Source organism: Variovorax sp. PAMC26660 (assembly GCF_014302995.1).
GTDB lineage: Bacteria > Pseudomonadota > Gammaproteobacteria > Burkholderiales > Burkholderiaceae_C > Variovorax.
Genome location: NZ_CP060295.1, coordinates 3,841,028 through 3,861,587, shown reverse-complemented (window position 1 = coordinate 3,861,587; position 20,560 = coordinate 3,841,028). Strand labels below are relative to the sequence as shown.

Here is a 20,560-nt window from a genome sequence, read left to right as displayed (position 1 = left end):
GTTATGTTGAATCTCCGCCAAATTCTAGTGAGCGCTCGCGCCCGCACTGCGCTCATGGTCTGCCTCGTCGCGGGGGCAGCCGGTTTGGCTGCCTGCGGCCAGAAGGGCGCCCTGTATCAACCGAACGATCCGGCTGCCGCCCAACGAGCCACGCTGCCGCAGCTTTTGGTGCCGGGCGGCTTGTTGAACTCAACCCCCTCGACCGAGGCGGCTCCAGCACCGGCCGCAGCCAGCAGCGCCCCCGCTGCAGCCACCACCGGCAACGGAGCGCGCAAGTGATGGCGAGCAACGTATCCCCCACCGCCCTGCCCGGCCACCCGCACATCGCACAGCGCGACGGCGCGCTTCACATCGAAGGCCTTGCGCTCGACGCGCTGGCCCGCGAGCACGGCACTCCTCTTTTCGTCTATTCGAAGCAATGGATGCTGGATGCGCTGGCCGCCTACCAGCGTGGCTTCGAAGGCCGCCAGACGCTGATCTGCTATGCGATGAAGGCCAACTCGTCGCTGGGCGTGCTGCGCGTATTCGCCGAAGCCGGCTGCGGCTTCGACATCGTGTCGGGCGGCGAACTGGCGCGCGTGCTGGCGGTGGGTGCCGATCCGCAGAAGATCATCTTCTCGGGCGTGGGCAAGACCCGCGCGGAAATGCGGCAAGCCCTCGCCGCCAACATCGCCTGCTTCAACGTCGAGAGCGAAGCAGAACTCGACGTGCTCAACGAAGTGGCAGTGGCCGAAGGCCGCCGCGCGCCCATCAGCATCCGGATCAATCCAAACGTCGATCCGAAGACGCACCCCTACATCTCTACGGGCCTGAAGGGCAACAAGTTCGGCATCGCGCACGACCGTGCTGTCGAGGCCTACCTGCACGCCGCAAGGCTGCCGGGCCTCGAAGTGGTCGGCATCGATTGCCACATCGGCTCGCAGATCACGGAGGCCTCACCCTACCTCGATGCCTGCGAGCGCGTGCTCGACGTGGTCGAAGCCATCGAGGCCGCGGGCGTGCCGATCCATCATCTCGACTTCGGTGGCGGCCTGGGCATCGACTACAACGGCGAAACGCCACCCAAGGCCGATGCGCTCTGGCAGCAGTTGCTTGCGCGGCTCGATGCCCGCGGTTTCGGCCAGCGCAAGCTCGTCATTGAGCCTGGCCGCTCGCTGGTCGGCAACGCAGGCGTGTGCATCACCGAAGTGCTTTACACCAAGCCCGGTGAAGACAAGAATTTCTGCATTGTCGATGCGGCCATGAACGACCTGCCGCGTCCCGCGATGTACCAAGCCTTCCACAACATCGTGCCACTGCGCACCCGCGCCGGTGACGCACCGACCTACGACGTGGTCGGCCCGGTCTGCGAGAGCGGCGACTGGATCGGCCGCGACCGCGCGCTCAACGTGGTGGCCGGCGACCTGCTGGCCGTGCTGTCGGCGGGTGCGTACTGCATGAGCATGGCCAGCAACTACAACACGCGCGCCCGTGCTGCTGAAGTGCTGGTGAGCGGCGCCAGCACGAAGCTGATCCGCCGTCGCGAGACGATGGAAGACCAGCTGCGCAGCGAACAGATCGACGGCTGAACGGCCGGAACAGTCTCAGCCGGTCGTGGTGCTGCGCAGCGGTTTCTCGCCGCCACGCGCCGCGCCCACCGGCTGCTTCGCCTTGCGCTTGCTCGCGAAGTTCCACACGCGCCAGCCAAGCAGCACCGCGATGATCGCGACGTAGATGAACACCTCGGCAAAGTTGTTCTTGCCCGCCCGCATCCAGAAGAAGTGCAGCAGGCCGAGCCCCGCGATCACATAGACCAGCTTGTGCAGCATCTGCCAGCGCTTGGCGCCCATCGCCTTGATCGCGCGGTTGAACGAAGTGGCGGCCAGCGGCGTCAACAGCACGAAGGCCGAGAAGCCCACCAGGATGAACGGCCGCTTCGCGATGTCCTTGGCGATGTCGCCCCACTCGAAACCCATGTCGAACCAGCTGTAGCACAGCAGGTGCAGCACCACGTAGAAGTACGCGAACAGCCCCAGCATGCGGCGGTAGCGCGCCAGCGCGTTCCATTTGCCGATGACGCGCAGCGGCGTCACCGCCAGCACGATGCAGATGAAGCGCAGCGTCCAGTCACCGGTCGCGCGGATCAGGAACTCGGCCGGATTGGCCCCGAGCCCGTCCGTGAATGCGCCGTAGCCCAGCCGCACGAACGGCAGCAGGCACAACAGGAAGATGACCGGCTTGGTCGCCGGATGCATGAGCAGCTTGTTCATGGAGCGATGGCCGGATGACGACGGTGCCGGCTCAGAAGTTCTTCTTCAGGTCCATGCCTGCATAGAGCTGGCCGACCTGGGCTTCGTAGCCATTGAACATCTCGGTCTTGCGACGCTTGGCGAACAGGCCGCCGCCGTCGCCGATGCGGCGCTCGGTAGCTTGGCTCCAGCGCGGATGGTCGACGTTCGGGTTCACGTTCGAATAGAAACCGTACTCGTTGGCGGCCGCCTTGTTCCATGCGGTGCTCGGCTCTTTTTCGACAAAGCGGATCTTGACGATCGACTTGCCCGACTTGAAGCCGTACTTCCACGGCACCACGAGACGTACCGGCGCGCCGTTCTGGTTGGGCAGCACCTCGCCGTACATGCCGAAAGCCAGCAGCGTCAGCGGATGCATCGCCTCGTCCATGCGCAAGCCTTCGGTGTAAGGCCAGTCGAGCACGTGCGAGCCCACGAAGGGCATGGTCTTGGGGTCGGCCAGCGTCACGAACTCGATGAACTTGGCGTTGCCCTGCGGTTCGACCTTCTTGATCAGTTCGGCCAGCGAATAGCCCACCCACGGAATGACCATCGACCAGCCTTCGACACAACGCAGGCGGTAGATGCGCTCTTCCTGCGCGCTGAGCTTGAGCAGGTCTTCGATGCCGTACTTGCCCGGCTTCTTGACCAGCCCTTCCACTTCCACGGTCCACGGCCGCGTCTTCAGCGTGCCGGCATTCTTGGCCGGATCGGCCTTGTCGGTGCCGAACTCGTAGAAGTTGTTGTAGCTCGACGCGTCCTTGTAGTCGGTGAGCTTGTCCATCGACATCGCACCCGGCACAGCCGACTTGGCGCCCGGCAGCGGCGCGAGCTTGTTGGGGCGCACCGTCTGGGCCAGGGCCTGGCGCGATGCGAAACCCGCCAGTGCCGCGCCCGCCGCGCCGCCGGCCATCAGCTTGAGCAGGTCGCGCCGGCCTTCGTACGCAGCGCGCGGTGTGATCTCGCTCGACAGCGGATGGATGAAGCCGCTGTCTGTGGAGCGACGTTGCGGACGGGAATGGAACGACATGACAGGCCTTTCGCGTGAATCGTTGTGCTCAGGGTAGTTCGTGAGATGCCCTGATTTGGTTACGCGCCATCGCAGCGCGTGGTTTCAATTCTTCGCAAAAAGCCGGCGGCCCGGGCCTGCGCCTACAAGGTGCCGTAGCTGTGCAGGCCGCTCAGGAACATGTTGACGCCGAGGAAGGCGAAGGTGGTCACCGCCAACCCGCCCAGCGCCCACCAGGCCGCCACGGTGCCGCGCAGCCCCTTCACGAGTCGCATGTGCAGCCAGGCCGCGTAGTTGAGCCAGACGATCAGCGCCCAGGTTTCCTTCGGGTCCCAGCTCCAGTAGCCGCCCCAGGCATCGGCAGCCCACAGGGCACCGAGCACGGTGGCGATGGTGAAGAAGGCAAAGCCGACCGTGATCGATTTGTACATCACGTCGTCGAGCACTTCATTCGCGGGCAGGCGGGCGGCAATGCGCTTGCGACCGAGCAGGATACCGGCCGCGATGAGCGCAGAGATGCCGGCATACACCACCCAATAGCTGCCACCGGCTTCTTGCACGCGCTGGCGGAAGGCCACCGGCACAAAGCACAGCGCCACGCCCAGCAGCCAGATCGGCGTGAGCTTGTACCAGCGCGTCTCGCTGGCCTGCTCCTTGATGAGATAGGCAAAGGCCACCATCGCCGCGAGCGAGAAAGTGCCATAGCCGATGAAGTTGGCCGGTACATGCAGCTTCATCCACCAGCTTTGCAACGCAGGCACCAGCGGCTGGATTTCATGCGCCTCGCGCACGATCGTGTACCAGAGCAGGAAGCCGACCGCCGCGCTGACCACCAGCATCACGAAGGCACCAAGAGCGCGCGTGTTGTAGCGCTCTTCAAAGTACAGATAGAACGCAGCCGTCAGCCAGCAGAAAAGCACGAACACTTCGTACAGGTTGCTGACCGGGATGTGGCCGATGTCCGGGCCAAGCTGGTGGCTTTCGTACCAGCGCACCATGGTGCCGATCAACGCCATCGTGACGGCGGCCCAGGCCAGGCGCGAGCCGATCGCATCGAAGGTGTCGGACTGCTTGCCGCCGAAGAAGCCGAGCCAGTAAAAGATCGTGCTCATGAAGAACAGCACGCTCATCCAGAGGATGGCCGACTGGCTCGACAGGAAGTACTTGAGCCAGAACACCGAGTCGGCACGCGCCAGGTCGCCCTGGTACGAACTGATGGCCAGCAGCGACGCCGCCGCCACCACCAGGGCCAGCACCCGCAGCGGACGCCAGAACCAACCGATGGAAATCATCGCGATCGTCGCAGCGGCAAGGATGGGCTTCTCGTAGTAGTCCATCGACCCCGCATAGCGCGCGAAGGCGAACATGCCACCTGCCAGCACCAGCGCCGCAAAAACCCAGTCGAACAGGTTGCGGCGCGAGAGCCAGCTTTCATTGAGCGTGAGGGTCGTGGTGTTCATTTTGTCGCCGGTTCGTCTTTGTTCAGTGCGAGCAGCTTGTACTTGAGATGCTCGAATTCGCGATCGCTGTCGATGGTCTTGCGGTTGACCGAGAACGCCATCGTGGCGGCCGTGGAGTTGCTGCCGTTGTCGGCGGAACCGGCGCCCTGGGGCGTCAGCCACACCCACAGCCTGCGCTCGCGGACGTACAGCATGGCAAAAATCCCGATGATCAGCAACAGGCAGCCCAGATAGACGACGCTCTTGCCAGGGGCACGCGCCACCTGGAACACGCTGGCCTGCACCTGGGTGAAGTCGGTCATCATCATCGCGACGGGCGCGGGATAGAAGTGCGCATCGCTGATCGCCAGCACGGCCTGCGTCAGGTAGGCCTGTGATTTTTCGTCGTTCGGCATGGCCGCCAGGCCGGCGCCTTCGCGGCTCAGGTTGAGCACCTCGAACAGCACGTCGTTGAGGATGCGCACCAGCACGCCGCCGGCGCGCTCGCGCTCGGCCTCGGGCACGTTGACTTCCATGAATTCGGCAATCGCCTGCCAGCCGCCCACGGTGGTGGCGTCGGCCTTGGCGCGCTCGCTGCCCGCGAACAGCGCCAGCGCGCGGGTGGCGGACACGCGCAACTGCTCGGCCATCTCGGGGCGCTTGGGGTCGCTCGCCTTGGCGATGTAGCGCTCGATGGCGCGTGCGCGGGTGTCGGCATCGCCGAGCGCGGCGCGCATGCGCACGAAGCCGTCCATCGAGCCCTGGTCGTCGGCCGGCACGCGCAGGTAGCGGAACGGGTCCTCGGGCTTCTCGCGCATGCCGAGCAGGAACACCGGCTGGCCGTCGCCGGTGTCGACCGGCACCATGTAGTTCTGGTATTCCCGCGCCTGCCCTGCGGCATCGCGCAACTTGTAGCCGATGCTCGGGCCGATGTTGCGCAGCACCTTGGGCTTGTTGACCTTGTTGGCTGCCCCCAGGCGCGATTCGATGTCGTGCCGCAGGTCGACCTTGCGCACGTCAGCGCCGCTGCTCATGGCGCCGGCATCGGCGAAGTTCTCGACGTTGATCACGCGCAGGGCGGCGTATTCGAGCGTGAGTTTTTCCTTGCCGTTGGTGATCTCGGTGCTCGGGCCGCCGATGATGCCCTCGACCTCGAAGGGCTTGGCCGCAGCTGCCATCGGCACCGCCTTGAGCTTCACCTTGGAACCGCCGTCGTCGAAGCTGGACTGGTAGATCTCCACGCCCTTGTAGCTGGCCGGATGGTTGACCTCGATGCGCGCCGGCACCTGCGCGCCGGTCTCGCGGTCATGCAGAACCACTTCGCTCGCGAAGAGCTTGGGCATGCCGGTCGAGTAGTAATCGACGATGAATTTCTTCAGCTCGATGGAGAACGGCAGCTCCTGCAGCAGCACGCCATCGGCCTGGTTCAGGATGGCCACGCTGCCCTGCCCGCCTTCGGGCACAAGGATGTTGCCGCGGAAGGTCGGGTTGCTGGCCGAGAGGCGGTGCTCGGGCGCCACGTCGGCGATCATGCCGCCGCCGGTGAAAACGCTCTTGCCGTTGAACCAGGTCTGGGCGCGCACCACGAGGTCGCCGTCGAGCAAACCGCCGATGCACACCAGCACGATCGCGCTGTGGGCCGCGATATAGCCCAGCTTGTGGGCGCCGCCGGCGCGCGCCGCGACCATCCAGCCGCCGGCGGACTTGCCGTCGCCCGTGGCCTCGCGCTGCTGCAGCTTGACCTTCCAGCCGCCACTGACCAGCAATTGCCCGATGCGGTTGGCCGCTGCGTCGGGCGCTTCGTCCAGGTGGGTCTCGGCGCGCTGGCCGAAGGCCTTGAGGCTCTGCGCGCGGATGTCTTCCTTGAAGGTCTTCAGGTCGACCAGGATGCGCGGCGTGTTGCGCGCGATGCACAGCGTGGTGCTGATCACGAGGAACAGCAGGATCAGCAGGAACCACCAGGCGCTGTAGATCGTGTCGAGCCGGGCGGCCCGGAAGAATTCCGCCCAGAACGGGCCGAACTGGTTGATGTAGTTGTTGACCGGCTCATGCTGCTTGATCACCGTGCCGATGATCGAGGCGATGCAGATGATGGTGAGCAGCGCGATCGCGAAGCGCATCGACGAGAACAGCTCCACACCTGCGCGAAGCACCTGCGGGCCGCGATGGACGCGAAGGCCATGGGTGGAGACTGACATCGGATGGAGAGAAGAAAAAAGAAAAGAGAGGGAAAAACAAAAGGGCGGGCCATCCTGCTGGATCGGCCCGCCCTTTGTTTGGGGTTGTTATCGGCGGTTAGTTCATCACGCGCGAAAGCGCGCCATCTTCAGCGCAGGCCGGCGATGTAGTCGGCCACGGCCCTGATTTCACGATCATTCAGCTTGGCGGCCACACCGGTCATCGGCAGGCTGTTCAGCCGCACGTTGTCGCGGAAGGCGGTCAGTTGGGTCACGGTGTATTCGGCGTTCTGGCCGCCCAGGCGCGGGTACTGGGCAGGCATGCCGGCGCCGTTGGGGCTGTGGCAGCCGGCGCAGGCCGGGATCTGGCGATCACCGATGCCGCCGCGGTAGATCTTCTCGCCCAAGGCGATGGTGTCCTTGTCTTTCGAGAAGCCCTGCTTGACCTTCTTCGAGCCGACGAACCAGGCGATGTTGCGCATGTCTTCGTCGGACAGCGCCGAGGCCAGCGGCTTCATGATCGCGCTCTTGCGCTTGCCGGACTTGAAGTCCTGAAGCTGCTTGAGGATGTATTCGGGATGTTGTTGCGCCAGCTTCGGGTTGGCCGCAATGGCCGAGTTGCCGTCCGCGTTGTGGCACGAAGCGCAGCTCTGGCTGTTCGCCGGCGTTGCGTTGAACACCGTGTCGCCCTTGGCGGGATCGGGCTTGGCCGGCTTCGCGGGCTCTGCGGCGGCCGGGGCCGCTGCATGCTCATCGGCTGCAAAACTCGCGCTGGATGCGATGCCCACGAGGGCTGCAAGCAGAATATTGGCAAACAACTTCATATCGGGGGCTTCGAATTTATTGGCGCAAAACCTCACGATTCTACAATGTGGGTCTAGTTTCGAAAGTCCGTAGATGCCCACCCCGCCGCGCAAGTCCGCCGCCTACCCTCCCCGCGCGGCTCAGCCTGCGGATCCCCAAGTCGCCGAGCGCGAGCGCGTCGCGCTGGGCTGGCTGCACACCGCCCACTTCCTCACCAGTGCGCCGCAGCTGGAGCATTTGCCCCCTGTCGACCTGCCTGAAATCGCTTTCGTCGGCCGCTCGAACGCGGGCAAATCGACCGCCATCAACACCCTCACGCAGCAGACGCGCCTGGCTTTCGCATCCAAGACGCCGGGCCGCACGCAGCACATCAACCTGTTCGGCATCGGCAAGCAGAAGGTCGATGACGCCGTGCTGGCCGACTTGCCCGGCTATGGCTACGCGGCCGTACCGAAAGAAGCCAAGCTGCGCTGGCAGCGCGTGATGGGCAACTACCTGATGACGCGCGAGAGCCTGCGCGGCGTGGTGCTGATGTGCGACCCGCGCCAAGGCCTGACCGAACTCGACGAGATCCTGCTCGACGTGATTCGCCCGCGGGTGGAGCAAGGGCTCAAGTTCCTGGTGCTGCTGACCAAGTCCGACAAGCTCACCCGCAGCGAAGCCGCCAAAGTGCTGTCGATTACGCGACTGAACGCCGGCGGCGGTGAGGTGAAACTGTTCTCGGCTTTGAAGAAGCAGGGCGTTGGCGAGGCAGCCGAACTGCTGTGGCGCTGGGTACATCCGGACGGAGCAACCACACCGGCCACGGCACCGGAGCCGCCGGCAACGCCAGAAGAGGCCTGACCACAAAACAGGCTGTACCGACCGTCCCATCTGCGAAGTTCACTATCAAAACAATAGCGACAGTCAACCCAAGGAGACAACAAGCATGATCGAGACCTTCCAACGCAGCCTGCCCAACGGCACCACCCTGAGCTGCCGCGCCGCCGGCAAGCCGGGCCAGCCGCTGATGGTGTTCCTGCACGGCTTTCCCGAAGCCGCGTTCATCTGGGACGAACTGCTCGACTACTTCTCGGACCCCGTCCACGGTGGCTACCGCTGCGTCGCGCCCAACCTGCGCGGCTTCGAGAAATCGAGCGCGCCGACCGAAGTGGCGGCCTACAAGCCACAACTGCTGATCCAGGACATCCAGCAGCTTGTCGCCACCGAAAGCGCCGACGGCACCATGGCCGCGCTGGTCGCCCATGACTGGGGCGGTGCCTTCGGCTGGGGCTATGCCAACGCCTTCCCGGCGCAGGTCGGCAAGCTGGTCATCATCAATTCGCCGCACCCGGGCACCTTCACGCGCGAGCTGCGCAACAGCCCCGCGCAGCAGCAGGCCAGCGCGTACATGCACTTCCTCGCGCGCCCCGACGCCGAGGCACTGCTCGCGGCCGACGACTTCAAGCGCATGTGGCCCTTCTTCACGCTGATGAAGGCCGGCCCGGACGGCTTCGGCTGGCTCACCGAAGAGGTGAAGCAGAAGTACCGCGAAGTCTGGGGCGCGGGCCTCACCGGCGCCTGCAACCTGTATCGCGTGACGCCAATGAAGCCGCCGCTGCCGGGCCAGACCATCGACGGCATTCCGGTGCTGCCGCGCGAACGGCTCACGGTGAACGTGCCGACCTTTGTGTTCTGGGCGCTCGACGATGCGGCGCTGCTGCCCGGCCTGCTCGAAGGACTCGACGACTACGTGCCCCAGCTCGAGATCAAGAAAGTGCCCAACGCCACCCATTGGATCGTGCACGAGCAACCGCAACTGGTGGCCCGCGAAATCGAGGCCTTCCTGCAGCGAACTCAGTAGATCGAAGGATCGCCTTCGGGGCGGGTCTTGAAGCGGCGATGCACCCAGTAATACTGGGAAGGCATCGTGTCGATGTAGCCCTGCAGGCGCTTGTTCATGAGCGCCGTGTCGGCCTCGACATCGTCCGTCGGGAAGTTCTGCCAGGCCGGCAGCACCTGGATCTCGTAGCCGTCGGGCGTGAGCTTGGACACGATCGGCACCACCTTGGCCTTGCCCAGCCGCGCGAAGCGCGAGAGCGAGGGCACGGTCGCGGCCTGCACGCCATAGAACGGCACGAAGATGGTCTGGTCGCGGCCGAAATCCATGTCGGGCAGCAGGTACAGCAGGCCGCCCTTGCGCAGGCCTTGCAGCACCGGCTTGATGCCGTCGACCCGGTTCAGAGCGGCCACGTCGCCGAAGCGCGTGCGGCCCTCGCGAATCCAGGCGTCGACCATCGGGTCGCGCTGGGTCGTGTAGATGGTGGCCGAGGGGCGGGCCGTGTGCATGGTCAGCGCGGTGGCTGCCGCGTCCAGGCCGTAGAAATGCGGCGCGAACAGGATCATGGGCGCATCGCCTTCGGCGATCTCGCGGATCTCCGGCGCCGCGCCGACCACCTTGAGCCGGCTCGCCACCACCTTCTCGGGTGCATGCCAGAGCCAGCTGCGGTCCAGCCACGACTGCGCCACGAAGACAAAGGTCTCGCGCGCGATGGCGCGGCGCTCGGCCTCCGATTTCTCGGGGAAGCAAACGGCCAGGTTGGTGTCGACCACGCGCCTGCGAGGCACGGCGACGGTGTGCAGGATGCGGCCGAGGAGCGCGCCGAAGCCACGCACCAGCGGCAGGGGCAATGGCGCGATCGCCCGCATGAAGCCGATGCCGAGTTGGGAACCGAGGCTCATGGCGCCTCCCCGGCCGTGGCGGCAGTCACTCGCTCGGCGCGCGGCTCCTTGTAGCGTGCGTAATCCCACACGTACTGGCCAGGCAGGCTGTGGATCAGCCGTCCGATGGCGTCGTTCATGGCGGCGGCGGCCTCCTCGATGGAGGCCTTCGGATCGGTCAGCGCCGTGCCCACGATGGGCTCGAAGCGGATCACGTAGCCGGCACCGCGCGGCAGGCGTTCGCACACGCTCAGGAAGCAGGCCGCGCCGGTTTGTTGCGCCAGGCGCGGAAGCAAGGTCATGGTGTAGGCAGGCCGTCCCAGGAACGGCGCCCAGACGCCCTGCCCCAGCGGCGGCACCTGGTCGGGAAGGATGCCGGTGTAGCCGCCGCCGCGCAGGGTGCGGATCAGGCCGCGCACACCGCTGTTGTTGGTCGGCAGCGTCTGCAGGCCGGGCCGGTCGCGCGAGCCCGCAGCGATCAGGTTGGCCATCCATTTCTTGCGTGCCGGGCGGAACAGCGCCGTGATCGGGCCATAGGCTGCCAGGAAGCGTTCGCCGATGGCCTGGCCGCACATTTCCCAGCTGCCGAGGTGCGGCGCCACAAGAATCACGCCCTTCTTCGCCTGCATGGCGGCCTCGAAGGCCTCGACGCCTTCCCAGCGCAGCACGCGCGGCAGCACGGTCTCGCCCTGCGGGCGCAGCCACAGCCAGGGCAACTCGGAAGCCATCTTGCCGGCGGCGGCGATGGCGGGACGGTATTGGTCGGGCGCGAAGCCCGCGCGCTCGGCGTGGGCCTTGAAGCGGCGGCGGTAGTCCGGCGCGCTCCACCAGACCAGCCAGCCCAGCATGGCGCCGAGGCGATGCATCAACGGCATCGGCACGCGGGCAAGCAGGCGGAACAGGGTGATCATTGAAACGGGAGGGTCAAAAAACGGACGCGCGCGCATGGTATGCGCGGCTCGAATAGAATCCAAATTGTCGCCGAGTTACGGAACAACTTGCAGGGCGACAAACACAAGCGCAAAGCGATTGTGCCCCGCCGATTCTCGGCACCTGCTAAAGCGTTCGCCAGGGCTCCGCAGAGTTGGCAACGCGCCAATCTCAACTTCAAGGAGCTTTGAAAAAATGGCGAACGATTTCCTCTTCACTTCCGAATCCGTTTCCGAAGGCCACCCCGACAAGGTCGCCGACCAGATCTCGGATGCCATCCTGGACGCGATCTTCGAGCAGGACCCCCGCAGCCGCGTGGCCGCCGAAACGCTGACCAACACCGGCCTCGTGGTGCTCGCCGGCGAGATCACGACCAACGCGCACGTCGACTACATCCAGGTTGCGCGCGACACCATCAAGCGCATCGGCTACGACAACACCGAGTACGGCATCGACTACAAGGGTTGCGCCGTGATGGTCTGCTACGACAAGCAGTCCAACGACATCGCCCAAGGCGTGGACCATGCGAGCGACGACCACCTGAACACCGGCGCCGGCGACCAGGGCCTGATGTTCGGCTACGCCTGCGACGAAACGCCCGAGCTGATGCCCGCGCCCATCTACTACGCGCACCGCCTCGTGGAGCGCCAAGCCCAACTGCGCAAGGACGGCCGCCTGCCTTTCCTGCGCCCCGACGCCAAGAGCCAGGTCACGATGCGCTACGTGGACGGCAAGCCCCACAGCATCGACACCGTGGTGCTCTCGACGCAACACAGCCCTGACCAGAGCGAAACCTCGACCAAGATGAAGGCCTCGTTCAACGAAGCCATCATCGAAGAGATCATCAAGCCGGTGCTGCCGAAGGAGTGGCTGCAGAACACGCGTTACCTGATCAACCCGACCGGCCGCTTCGTCATCGGCGGCCCGCAAGGCGACTGCGGCCTCACCGGCCGCAAGATCATCGTCGACACCTACGGCGGCGCCTGCCCGCACGGTGGTGGCGCGTTCTCGGGCAAGGACCCGTCGAAGGTCGACCGCTCGGCCGCCTACGCCGCGCGCTACGTGGCCAAGAACATCGTGGCCGCCGGCATCGCACGCCAGTGCCAGATCCAGGTGGCCTACGCGATCGGCGTGGCCGAGCCGATGAACATCACGGTCTACACCGAAGGCACCGGCGTGATCTCCGACGAGAAGATCGCAGCCCTCGTGCGCGAACACTTCGACCTGCGTCCCAAGGGCATCATCCAGATGCTCGACCTGCTGCGCCCGATCTACCAGAAGACCGCCGCCTACGGCCACTTCGGCCGCGAAGAGCCCGAGTTCACCTGGGAAGCGACGAACCAGGCCGCAGCCCTGCGCGCAGCCGCCGGCCTCTGAGGCCGAACCCCGGCCGCGTTCAGGCGACCGGCGGAAACCGCACCGTGACCAGCAGCCCCTGCGCTTCGCGCGGGTTGGCTGCGAGGTCCACGTTGGCATCGAAGGCCCGCGCAATCTCGCGCACGATGGCCAGCCCCAGCCCCGTTCCCTCGGTGTCCTGCGCCACCCGGTAGAAGCGCTCGAACACGCGCTCGCGCGCCTCGACGGGAATGCCGGGGCCGTTGTCTTCCACCGTCAATTCCACAACAGCACCTGCCACCTGTCGCACGCCGACGGTCACGCGACCGCCTTCTTGCGTGTAGCGCAGCGCGTTGTCGAGCAGGTTGGTCACCAGCGCATCGAGCAGCGCGGGCTGCGCCAGCACGCACGCGCCCTGCGGCCCTGCATCCGCCTCCAGCCCCAGGTCGATGCCGCGCCGGTCTGCCAGCGCCGCCAGTTGTTCCACGCAGCGCAGCGCCACCGCGGCCAGATCGACCCGCTCCAGCCGCGTGTGCGCGTCGCCGTGCTCGGCCTGCGCCAATAGCAGCAGCTTGTTGGTCACGTCGACCAGCCGGCGGTTGCTGGTCTGCATCGCGATCCACATCGCATCCATGTCGGTGCGGCGCGTGTCCCATTCGCCGCGGTGCTGTCGCGTGTAGCGCGCAAACTCGATCTGCGAGGCCTGCATTGCCAGCGGCGTGCGCAACTGATGCGCCGCATCGGCGATGAAGCGACGCTGCGCTTCCGAGTGCGCCTTGAGTTGCCCCACGAAGCGGTTGATGGTGTCGGCCACCGGCCGCAGCTCGGTATGCAGCGCCTGCGGGTCGACCACCAGGTCGAGGTGCAGCGGGTCGCGCTGCGCAAGCTGCTGGCTCAGCCGCACGATCGGGCGCAGCTCCAGCGTCAGCGCGGCCACGGCCAGCGCGATGGTGAGCACCAGTGCAATCAGCAGGTACTCCATCGACGGCCACCACAGCGTGCGCAGCATGTGGTCACGACTGCGCTCGGTCTTGCCCACGGCGATCGTGATGTCGCGCGCGCCGCCAGCCTCGTACATCGAGCGCGTGGTGACGACGGCGCGCAGCGGGACACCGGCGAAGTGGGTGTCGTACCACTGCGCGCGGTCGGTGCCCTCGGGCTTGCGCACGGCGGGCAGCGGAAAGTCAGGCGAGCCGGCCAGCACCTCGCCGGCGCTGCCCGTCACGCTCAGGAACACGCGGTCGCGCTCGGGCGACACGAACAGGCTCAGCGCAGAAGGCGGCACGCTGGCCTTGACGTCGTCGTCCTCCCAGATCAGCCGGTCTGACAACACCTTGGCGGAAGACAGCAGGTCGTGGTCCTGCACATAGTCGGCCACCTCTGCCGCATTGCGCCAGCTCAGGTAGCCGCAGATCGCCACGAACACAGACATGGGCAGCAGCAGCCAGAGTGCCAATCGCAGGCGCAGGCTGGCGCGCTTCATCTGAACTTCTCCGCCGTGGGGTTGGGGCACTTGCATTCGGGGCGCGTGCGAATGACACCGGGAGCTCCCCTGTGCGAATGTCCCCCGCTTCGCTCCTTCTTTATTTCGCTGCGGGGAGCACCCGGTGTCATTCGCACAGGGGCACGCGGCTGGTGCTTCGCTGAACAACGACCGCTCTGTCCAACGCTCACGCCGATACGGGGCTCTTTTTCGCGAAATAAAGGAGGAGCGAAGCGGGGGACATTCGCGAAAAAGAGCACCGTGTCGGCGTGAGCGTCGCCCTGAACAGCAGCGCTCAGAGCGCACAACACATCGAATCGCCTTTTCACCCTAGTCTTCCTGGCGCGTGCGCAACAGGTAGCCCACGCCTCGCAGCGTGATGATCGTCGCCTGGCTCGCCTCAAGCTTCTTGCGCAACCGATGGATGTAGATGTCGACCGCATCCGCGCTCGGCTCATCGTCCAACCCGAAGATCGCGTCGATCAGCGCCTGTTTCGACACCGTGCTCCCCGCCTTCAGCATCAGCGTTTCCAGCAGCGTGCGCTCGCGCGGCGGCAGCGCCAGTTCCTCGCCCGCCAACGCGAACTGCCGTGTGCGCAAGTCGTAGTGCAGGTCGCCGCAAGCAATGTCGTTGGCCTTGCCCGGCATCTGGCGGCGCACCAGCACCTTGATGCGCGCGACCAGCTCGCGGATCTCGAAAGGCTTCACGAGGTAGTCGTCGGCACCGATCTCCAGGCACAGCACCTTCTGGTCGAGCGACGCGGTGGCCGTGAGGATGATCACCGGCACCGCATCGCCGCGCTCGCGCAACCGCCGCAGCACCGCCTTGCCCGAGAGCTGCGGGATGTTCAGGTCCAGCAGCACCACGTCGTAGGCCGTCTGCAGCAGCAGGCGGTCGGCCGCGTCGCCGTTGTCCACGTGGTCGACCACGAAGTCCTGCTCGCGCAGCAGGCTCGCGAGCCAGTGCGCAAGTTGCGGGTTGTCTTCGATGAGCAGCAGCTTCATGGGGTCGGATGGGTGGCGGTGGATTCTAGGAAGCATCGCCCAGCCCTAGGGATAACCATGACAAATCACTCAAGGCTCCGAAAGCTGGCCGAAGGATGCCGCTTCCTAGACTGGCCTCGTCCTGCGACAGATGCGCGGGGACTTTCAACTTCTTCCAAAAAACGGAGACCCGAAAACCATGTCCGCTTCACGCCGCACCCTGCTGGCCGCCGCCATTTGCACCGCGCTCGCCGCCACCGCCCCGCTCGCACAGGCCGCCGACGCGCCCATCACCATCATGGTGGGCGGCATCAACAAGATCATCTACCTGCCGGCCAAGCTCACCGAGGCACTGGGCTACTTCAAGGACGAAGGCCTGAACGTCGAGCTGCAATCGCAGCCCGCCGGCGTCGATGCCGAGAATCAACTGATCGCCGGTGCGGTGCAGGGCGTGGTGGGCTTCTACGACCACACCATCGACCTGCAGAGCAAGGGCAAGGAAATCCAGGCCATCGCCGTGTTCTGCAAGGTCCCGGGCGAAGTCGAGCTGGTGTCGACCAAGGCGGCAGCCGCAGGCTTCAAGACCATGGCCGATGCCAAGGGCGGCAAGACGCTGGGCGTGACGGGCCTGGGCTCTTCCACCGACTTCCTCACGCGCTACCTGGCCGACCGTGCCGGCGTGGCCTCGAAGGACTACTCGCTGCTGCCCGTGGGCGCCGGCAACACCTTCATCGCTGCCATGAAGCAGGACCGCATCCAGGCCGGCATGACCACCGAGCCCACCGTGTCGCAGATGCTCAAGACCGGCGACGCCAAGGTGCTGGTCGACCTGCGCACCGAGGCCGACACCATCAAGGCGCTCGGTGGCCTGTACCCCGCCGCCAGCCTCTACGTGCAGAACACCTGGGCCGAGTCGCACAAGGCCGAGGCCACCAAGCTGGCCCGCGCCTTCGCTCGCACCATGGAATACATCCACACCCACAGCGCCGAAGAAATCGCCGAGAAGGTGCCGCGCGACTACTACGGCAACGACAAGGAGCTGTACGTCACGGCGCTGAAGGCCTCGCTGCCGATGTTCACCACCGACGCCAAGATGCCCGCCGGCGGCCCCGAGACCGTGCTGAAGGTGCTCGCCACCTACAAGCCGCTGGTCAAGAGCAAGAACATCGACCTGTCGAAGACCTACAGCAACGCCTACCTGGCAGCGGCGGCGAAGTGACCATGCGCAACGGAACGCCCCCCACCAACAGCAGCAGTGCCGTGACGTCGGCGATCGACTTCAACGACGTGTCGCTGCGCTTCATCTCGCAGGACGGCAACGCCACCGTGGCGCTGCGCAACTTCAGCATGTCGGTGGCGCGCGGCGAGTTCGTCGCCATCGTCGGGCCCACGGGCTGCGGCAAGTCGACCACGCTGAACATGATCACCGGCCTGCTCAAGCCCACCGTGGGCGACGTGAAGGTGATGGGCCAGCCCGTGAACGGCATCGATCCGCGCATCGGCTTCGTGTTCCAGGCCGACGCGGTGTTCCCCTGGCGCAGCGTGGAAGACAACGTGGCCGCTGGCCCGATCTTTCGTGGCAAGCCCAAGAAGGAAGCCATGGCGCTGGCGCAAGAGTGGATCCATCGCGTGGGCCTCTCGAAGTTCGGCAAGCACTACCCGCACCAGCTCTCGGGTGGCATGCGCAAGCGCGTGGCGCTGGCGCAGACCTTCATCAACAACCCCGAGATCCTGCTGATGGACGAGCCTTTCTCTGCGCTCGACATGCAGACGCGCACGCTGATGCAGGACGAGCTGCTGCAGCTGTGGTCGGGCAACGGCGGCTCGGTGGTGTTCGTCACGCACGACATCGAAGAAGCCATTGCGCTGGCCGACCGCGTGTTCGTGCTGTCGGCGCGGCCCGCCACGCTCAAGCGGGTGTACGAGATCGACCTGCCGCGCCCGCGCGTCATGTCCGAAGTGCGCTACACGCCGCAGTTCATCGAAATCTCGAAGCACATCTGGGACGACCTGCGCGAAGAAGTGGTCATCCAGTGAACACCGCCACGACGACAACAACAACGACGAAGACCATGACGCCCTCCCCCATCCCCGCGGCAGCCGTGCTGCCCTCCTCGCTCAGCGATGCCGCGCTGGCGCGCGAGTCCGAAATCGCGCAAGCGGCCATCCGTGGCCGCCGCCGCATGATCATCGCGCTGCGGCTGATCGTGCTGGTGGTGGTCCTGGGCGGCTGGGAGATCGCGGCGCGCCTGAAGTGGATCGACCCGTTCTTCTACTCGATGCCCTCGATGATCTACGACCAGCTCGTGGAGTGGATGCGCGACGGTACCTCGCAAGGCTCGCTGTGGATGCAGGTCGCGGTGACGCTCGAAGAAACGGTGATCGGCTTCCTGATCGGCGCCATCGCCGGTGTGTTCTGCGGCATCCTGCTGGGGCGCAACAAGCTGCTGTCGGATGTGTTCAGCCTCTACATCCAGATCGCCAACTCGATCCCGCGCGTGGTGCTGGGCTCGATCTTCGTGATCGCCCTGGGCCTGGGCATGGCGTCGAAGGTGGCGCTGGCTGTGGTGATGGTGTTCTTCGTGGTCTTCGGCAATGCTTTCCAGGGTGTGCGCGAGGCCGACAAGTTCATGATCGCGAACGCGCAGATCCTCGGTGCTTCGCCGCGCCAGGTGACGATGTCGGTGGTCATCCCATCGGCCATGTCGTGGATTCTTGCCAGCCTGCATGTGAGCTTCGGCTTTGCGCTGGTCGGTGCGGTGGTCGGCGAGTTCCTCGGCGCCAAGGAAGGCATCGGCCTGCTGATCTCGACGGCACAAGGCGCGTTCAATGCCAGCGGTGTGTTCGCGGCGATGATCGTTCTTGCTGTTGTGGCACTGGCGGCGGACTTCTTGTTGAGTTCGCTCGAGAAGCGATTGCTGAAGTGGCGGCCTGCTGCGTTCTGACGGCGGCACGTTGATAGAAAAACGGCGGGCATTACCCGCCGTTTTTTGTTTTTGTGTCCGTGGTTCGGGGTGCGTGCGAATGACACCGGATGCTCCCCTCCGCGAATGTCCCCCGCTTCGCTCCTCCTTTATTTCGCTGCGGGGAGCACCCGGCGTCATTCGCACCTGGGCACGCTGCTGGTGTATCGCCGATCAACAACCGCTCTGTCCAACGCTCACGTCGATACGGGGCTCTTTTTCGCGAAATAAAGGAGGAGCGAAGCGGGGGACATTCGCGAAAAAGAGCACCGTGTCGGCGTGAGCGACGCCCTGAACAGCAGCAGCGCCCACCGCACAACGCGTCAACTCAGAACCGATAAGCGCCACTCAACCCCACGGTCCAGTTACGCCCAGGCGCAGGCTCGTAGTAACGACCGTTGCCCTCGTTGACGATCACCGACCCCACGTAGCGGCGGTCGAACAGGTTGTCGATGCGCGCGAAAGCGTTGAGCTCCCAACGCTCCCACTTCTTCAGATAGCCGGCATAGGCCGCAGCGACCGCGTAGCCAGCGGCGACGGCAGTGTTGACGTCGTTGGCCTGGATACGGCCCAGCGCGCGCATTTCCACACCCGCGCGCCAGCCTTCGGGTGGCACCCAGCCCAGCGACGCGAACAGCGACTGCCGCGCGATGCCCGGAATGCGATTGCCCGCAGCCACGGTGTTCGCGGCGCCGCAGGGCGACGGTGAGCAGAAGGCGTCACGGTACGTCGCGTCCAGCCAGGTGTAAGCCAACTGCGTGCGCCAGTGGTTGGCCGTCTCGTGCTGCCACCCCAGCTCGAAGCCGTTGCGCCGCGTGCGGCCGGCATTCTGGAACGTCGCACGGCCGCCGACGTTGGTGTCGGTCACGATCTCGTCGCGCGTGCGGGTCTGGAACAGTGCGGCCGTCAGCAGTCCGCCCGCAAGCCGGGCCTTCGCACCCAGCTCGATGCTGTCGTTGACCGAAGGCCGCAGCGCAAAGTTGAGCCCGCTGGCGCCGTTCGCGCGGTATGAGAGTTCGTTGAGCGTCGGCGTCTCGAAGCCCCGGCCGATGGAGCCATACAACGCGAGGTCCGGCGTGGCCTGGTAACGCAGCGACGCCACGGGCAGCGTCCTGCTGTAGCGCACGTTGCCGCTGTCGTCGCGGTTGGTGCCGACGATGTAGTGGTCCTGCGAATCGAAGTGCACGCTGCTGCGGCGCACACCCGCTTCGAGCGTCCAGCGGTCGGTGAAGCGCCAGGTGGCTTGCGCGTAGGGGTCGAGGTTCCACACCGTGTTGCGCTCGTTGCGGCGCAGTCGCCCTTGCACGCCGAGCAGCGGCGCCGCAACGGGGCCGAGGTAGTTCTCGTAGCCGCGGCGCTGCTCGCGCAGGCTGTCGTAGCCCAGGCCTGCGACCACGTCGAGCGGCCGTTCGGCCAGCTTCAGCGCGGCGCTCCAGCGCAGGTCGACGCCGCCGTACTGGCGCGACAGATCGATCACACCGCCCGCGTGCAGCGGGTTCTGCTGCGCCGACACCGGGATCGACTGGTACTGCGTGGTCTTGCGTTCACCGCCGTAGACCATGAGGCGCAGCGCCTGGTCGGCATCGATGCGCCGCTCGTAGAGCAGGCCGATCTGCGTCTGCTCGACCGTCTTGCGGGTGTTGTACTGGTTGGCGAGCGGCGCATTGCGCGGCGCCAGGGCGTACTGGTCGGCCGTGAGGCCCAACGGGTCTTGCGCGTCAATGCGCACGCTGTTCAGAATCAGCGTGAGCTTGTCGCCGTTGTCCAGCGCAATGCCGAGCTTGCCGTTGGCGATGTCGCGCCGCGCGGCGCTGTGCTCGCGCCAGCCGTCGGTGTGAAAGCGGCTCGCATCGAGCATGTAGTCGACCGCGCCCTGCGAACCGCTGAGCTGCAACGACTGGCGCCAGGTGCCGAAGCTGCCGCCGGCCAGCGAATACGACAGCCGGGGCGCGCCCTCGCCCGAGGCGGTGAATGCCTGCACCACGCCGCCGGAAGAATTGCCATAGAGCGCTGAGAACGGCCCGCGCAACACCTCGATGCGGTCGACCGAGCCGATGTCGATGTTCGAGGTCTGGCCCTGTCCATCGGGCAAGGTGGCGGGAATGCCGTCGACGTACAGCCGCACGCCGCGCACACCGAAGGTGGAGCGCGCCCCGAATCCGCGAATGGACAGTTGCAGGTCTTGCGCGTAGTTCAGCCGGTTCTGCACCTGCAGCCCCGGCACGGCGCCCAGGCTTTCGGAGAGATTGACCTGCAGGCGGCTGTCGCGCATCTCGTCGCCATCGATGCGGTCCACCGAGCCGGGCACGTTGAAGGGCGTGACCTCGCCGCGCGGGGTGGAGACGGTCACTTCACGCAGCCGGGCCGCTGCCGTGTCAGCCTGCGGCTCCTGCTGCTGTGCCTGCGCGGCGAATGGAACGCCCAGCATCAGCAGGCGGGCGACGGTGGCGAAGGCGACATTCATCGCAC

At 65.8% G+C, this 20,560-nt stretch carries 18 protein-coding genes; 8 read left to right on the top strand and 10 right to left on the bottom strand.

Going from position 1 to position 20,560, the window contains the following annotated elements:
* Nucleotides 1-3: 3 nt before the first annotated feature.
* Both lptM and lysA read left to right on the top strand, forming a co-directional pair.
* Nucleotides 4-279: an LPS translocon maturation chaperone LptM gene (gene lptM / locus H7F35_RS34610; protein WP_222621960.1), complete on the top strand. Its 276-nt coding sequence runs from the start codon at nucleotides 4-6 to the stop codon at nucleotides 277-279.
* Complete coding sequence (gene lysA / locus H7F35_RS18235; RefSeq protein WP_187108018.1) at nucleotides 279-1,568, top strand: diaminopimelate decarboxylase; 1,290 nt, start codon at nucleotides 279-281, stop codon at nucleotides 1,566-1,568. Before lptM ends, lysA begins: the two co-directional genes overlap by 1 nt.
* A gap of 15 nt (nucleotides 1,569-1,583) precedes the next feature.
* On the opposite strand, the gene H7F35_RS18230 is transcribed toward lysA, so the two are convergent.
* From H7F35_RS18230 to H7F35_RS18210, 5 genes are all read right to left on the bottom strand, one after another.
* On the bottom strand, nucleotides 1,584-2,249 hold the full coding sequence (locus H7F35_RS18230) for a sulfite oxidase heme-binding subunit YedZ (RefSeq protein ID WP_187108017.1): 666 nt from the start codon (nucleotides 2,247-2,249) through the stop codon (nucleotides 1,584-1,586).
* A gap of 31 nt (nucleotides 2,250-2,280) precedes the next feature.
* The gene (gene msrP, locus H7F35_RS18225) at nucleotides 2,281-3,297 is read right to left on the bottom strand and encodes a protein-methionine-sulfoxide reductase catalytic subunit MsrP (RefSeq protein ID WP_187108016.1); all 1,017 of its coding nucleotides are present in this window, start codon (nucleotides 3,295-3,297) and stop codon (nucleotides 2,281-2,283) included.
* A 122-nt stretch (nucleotides 3,298-3,419) separates the two neighbouring features.
* Nucleotides 3,420-4,736 (bottom strand): c-type cytochrome biogenesis protein CcsB, encoded by a 1,317-nt coding sequence (ccsB, locus tag H7F35_RS18220; RefSeq protein WP_187108015.1) that lies wholly within the window; start codon nucleotides 4,734-4,736, stop codon nucleotides 3,420-3,422.
* Nucleotides 4,733-6,913: a cytochrome c biogenesis protein ResB gene (locus H7F35_RS18215; protein ID WP_187108014.1), complete on the bottom strand. Its 2,181-nt coding sequence runs from the start codon at nucleotides 6,911-6,913 to the stop codon at nucleotides 4,733-4,735. The genes ccsB and H7F35_RS18215 overlap by 4 nt, the downstream gene beginning before the upstream one ends.
* A 128-nt stretch (nucleotides 6,914-7,041) precedes the next feature.
* Nucleotides 7,042-7,716, bottom strand: a complete 675-nt coding sequence (locus tag H7F35_RS18210; RefSeq protein WP_187108013.1) for a c-type cytochrome — start codon at nucleotides 7,714-7,716, stop codon at nucleotides 7,042-7,044.
* A 73-nt stretch (nucleotides 7,717-7,789) separates the two neighbouring features.
* Here H7F35_RS18210 and yihA point away from each other — a divergent pair, with 73 nt between their 5' ends.
* Nucleotides 7,790-8,539, top strand: coding sequence for a ribosome biogenesis GTP-binding protein YihA/YsxC (gene yihA, locus H7F35_RS18205; protein ID WP_187108012.1), 750 nt, complete (start codon nucleotides 7,790-7,792; stop codon nucleotides 8,537-8,539).
* A gap of 85 nt (nucleotides 8,540-8,624) precedes the next feature.
* A complete protein-coding gene (locus tag H7F35_RS18200) occupies nucleotides 8,625-9,539 on the top strand; it encodes an alpha/beta fold hydrolase (RefSeq protein ID WP_187108011.1) in 915 nt (304 codons plus the stop codon).
* Here H7F35_RS18200 and H7F35_RS18195 read toward each other — a convergent pair.
* Nucleotides 9,533-10,417 carry a lipid A biosynthesis acyltransferase gene (locus H7F35_RS18195; protein ID WP_187108010.1) on the bottom strand — a complete coding sequence of 295 codons (885 nt, stop codon included), beginning with the start codon at nucleotides 10,415-10,417 and terminating at the stop codon, nucleotides 9,533-9,535. The genes H7F35_RS18200 and H7F35_RS18195 overlap by 7 nt on opposite strands.
* Nucleotides 10,414-11,307, bottom strand: coding sequence for a lysophospholipid acyltransferase family protein (locus tag H7F35_RS18190; RefSeq protein WP_187108009.1), 894 nt, complete (start codon nucleotides 11,305-11,307; stop codon nucleotides 10,414-10,416). The genes H7F35_RS18195 and H7F35_RS18190 overlap by 4 nt, the downstream gene beginning before the upstream one ends.
* A 214-nt stretch (nucleotides 11,308-11,521) precedes the next feature.
* On the opposite strand from H7F35_RS18190, the gene metK reads away from it, so the two are divergent.
* On the top strand, nucleotides 11,522-12,703 hold the full coding sequence (gene metK / locus H7F35_RS18185; protein ID WP_187108008.1) for a methionine adenosyltransferase: 1,182 nt from the start codon (nucleotides 11,522-11,524) through the stop codon (nucleotides 12,701-12,703).
* Nucleotides 12,704-12,722: 19 nt separating this feature from the next.
* Here metK and H7F35_RS18180 read toward each other — a convergent pair whose 3' ends face one another.
* Complete coding sequence (locus tag H7F35_RS18180) at nucleotides 12,723-14,144, bottom strand: sensor histidine kinase (protein WP_187108007.1); 1,422 nt, start codon at nucleotides 14,142-14,144, stop codon at nucleotides 12,723-12,725.
* Between the two features lie 330 nt (nucleotides 14,145-14,474).
* Nucleotides 14,475-15,149, bottom strand: coding sequence for a response regulator transcription factor (locus H7F35_RS18175; protein WP_187108006.1), 675 nt, complete (start codon nucleotides 15,147-15,149; stop codon nucleotides 14,475-14,477).
* A 178-nt stretch (nucleotides 15,150-15,327) separates the two neighbouring features.
* On the opposite strand from H7F35_RS18175, the gene H7F35_RS18170 reads away from it, so the two are divergent.
* Genes H7F35_RS18170 through H7F35_RS18160 form a run of 3 tightly spaced genes read left to right on the top strand, consistent with a single transcriptional unit; the run spans nucleotide 15,328 to nucleotide 18,073 of the window.
* Entirely contained in the window at nucleotides 15,328-16,347 is a 1,020-nt protein-coding gene (locus H7F35_RS18170; RefSeq protein WP_187108005.1) for an ABC transporter substrate-binding protein, read from the top strand.
* Between the two features lie 2 nt (nucleotides 16,348-16,349).
* Nucleotides 16,350-17,165 (top strand): ABC transporter ATP-binding protein, encoded by an 816-nt coding sequence (locus H7F35_RS18165; protein ID WP_187114327.1) that lies wholly within the window; start codon nucleotides 16,350-16,352, stop codon nucleotides 17,163-17,165.
* Nucleotides 17,166-17,200: 35 nt separating this feature from the next.
* The gene (locus tag H7F35_RS18160) at nucleotides 17,201-18,073 is read left to right on the top strand and encodes an ABC transporter permease (RefSeq protein WP_187108004.1); all 873 of its coding nucleotides are present in this window, start codon (nucleotides 17,201-17,203) and stop codon (nucleotides 18,071-18,073) included.
* A 346-nt stretch (nucleotides 18,074-18,419) separates the two neighbouring features.
* Here H7F35_RS18160 and H7F35_RS18155 read toward each other — a convergent pair whose 3' ends face one another.
* Complete coding sequence (locus H7F35_RS18155; protein ID WP_187108003.1) at nucleotides 18,420-20,555, bottom strand: TonB-dependent receptor; 2,136 nt, start codon at nucleotides 20,553-20,555, stop codon at nucleotides 18,420-18,422.
* Between the last annotated feature and the right edge of the window lie 5 nt (nucleotides 20,556-20,560).

Coding starts and splice junctions, on each gene's coding strand:
- lptM (WP_222621960.1), top strand. CDS start 4: ATGTTGAATCTCCGCCAAATTCTAGTGAGCGCTCGCGCCCGCACTGCG.
- lysA (WP_187108018.1), top strand. CDS start 279: ATGGCGAGCAACGTATCCCCCACCGCCCTGCCCGGCCACCCGCACATC.
- H7F35_RS18230 (WP_187108017.1), bottom strand. CDS start 2,249: ATGAACAAGCTGCTCATGCATCCGGCGACCAAGCCGGTCATCTTCCTG.
- msrP (WP_187108016.1), bottom strand. CDS start 3,297: ATGTCGTTCCATTCCCGTCCGCAACGTCGCTCCACAGACAGCGGCTTC.
- ccsB (WP_187108015.1), bottom strand. CDS start 4,736: ATGAACACCACGACCCTCACGCTCAATGAAAGCTGGCTCTCGCGCCGC.
- H7F35_RS18215 (WP_187108014.1), bottom strand. CDS start 6,913: ATGTCAGTCTCCACCCATGGCCTTCGCGTCCATCGCGGCCCGCAGGTG.
- H7F35_RS18210 (WP_187108013.1), bottom strand. CDS start 7,716: ATGAAGTTGTTTGCCAATATTCTGCTTGCAGCCCTCGTGGGCATCGCA.
- yihA (WP_187108012.1), top strand. CDS start 7,790: ATGCCCACCCCGCCGCGCAAGTCCGCCGCCTACCCTCCCCGCGCGGCT.
- H7F35_RS18200 (WP_187108011.1), top strand. CDS start 8,625: ATGATCGAGACCTTCCAACGCAGCCTGCCCAACGGCACCACCCTGAGC.
- H7F35_RS18195 (WP_187108010.1), bottom strand. CDS start 10,417: ATGAGCCTCGGTTCCCAACTCGGCATCGGCTTCATGCGGGCGATCGCG.
- H7F35_RS18190 (WP_187108009.1), bottom strand. CDS start 11,307: ATGATCACCCTGTTCCGCCTGCTTGCCCGCGTGCCGATGCCGTTGATG.
- metK (WP_187108008.1), top strand. CDS start 11,522: ATGGCGAACGATTTCCTCTTCACTTCCGAATCCGTTTCCGAAGGCCAC.
- H7F35_RS18180 (WP_187108007.1), bottom strand. CDS start 14,144: ATGAAGCGCGCCAGCCTGCGCCTGCGATTGGCACTCTGGCTGCTGCTG.
- H7F35_RS18175 (WP_187108006.1), bottom strand. CDS start 15,149: ATGAAGCTGCTGCTCATCGAAGACAACCCGCAACTTGCGCACTGGCTC.
- H7F35_RS18170 (WP_187108005.1), top strand. CDS start 15,328: ATGTCCGCTTCACGCCGCACCCTGCTGGCCGCCGCCATTTGCACCGCG.
- H7F35_RS18165 (WP_187114327.1), top strand. CDS start 16,350: ATGCGCAACGGAACGCCCCCCACCAACAGCAGCAGTGCCGTGACGTCG.
- H7F35_RS18160 (WP_187108004.1), top strand. CDS start 17,201: ATGACGCCCTCCCCCATCCCCGCGGCAGCCGTGCTGCCCTCCTCGCTC.
- H7F35_RS18155 (WP_187108003.1), bottom strand. CDS start 20,555: ATGAATGTCGCCTTCGCCACCGTCGCCCGCCTGCTGATGCTGGGCGTT.